This window comes from Streptomyces minutiscleroticus (assembly GCF_014650875.1).
GTDB classification, from domain to species: Bacteria; Actinomycetota; Actinomycetes; order Streptomycetales; family Streptomycetaceae; genus Streptomyces; species Streptomyces minutiscleroticus.
Genome location: NZ_BMVU01000255.1, coordinates 1 through 631, shown reverse-complemented (window position 1 = coordinate 631; position 631 = coordinate 1). Strand labels below are relative to the sequence as shown.

Genomic DNA, 631 nt, shown 5'->3' with positions numbered 1-631 from the left:
AACTCCCCTAGCAGTCTTACGGCTTTAGCTCAAAAAATGCTCAAAAACGCCCAATCTCAAGCAGAAATTTTAAAGCTGGCTAATCAAATGCAGAGCGATTTTGGCAAACTTTCTTCAGGCCATCTTAAAGACTACATAGGGAAATGCGATGCGAGCGCTATAAGCAGCGCGAATATGACAATGCAAAATCAAAAGAACAATTGGGGGAACGGGTGCGCTGGCGTGGAAGAAACTCTAGCTTCGCTAAAAAGCAGTAACGCTTCTTTTGATAGCCAAACGCCACAAATCAATGAAGCGCAAAACCTTGCTAGCACCCTTATCCAAGAACTTGGCAATAACCCTTTTGGGAATGTAGGCATGATCGTTTCTTCAGCCACGAATAACGGCGCCTTGAATGGCTTTGGCGTGCAAGCGGGCTATAAGCAATTTTTTGGCAAAAAGAAAAGATGGGGGTTAAGGTATTATGGCTTCTTTGATTACAACCACGCTTATATCAAATCCAATTTCTTTAACTCGGCTTCTGATGTTTGGACTTATGGGGTGGGTAGCGATTTATTGTTTAATTTCATCAACGATAAAAAAACCAACTTTTTAGGCAAGAACAACCATTTTTCTATGGGGCTTTTTGGAG

The 631-nt window shown here is 41.8% G+C and carries 1 protein-coding gene; it reads left to right on the top strand.

All coding sequences use genetic code 11. The features are described from left to right. A partial coding sequence (locus IE271_RS44625) for an outer membrane protein (protein WP_190195530.1) occupies positions 1–631 on the top strand: 631 nt, incomplete at both ends.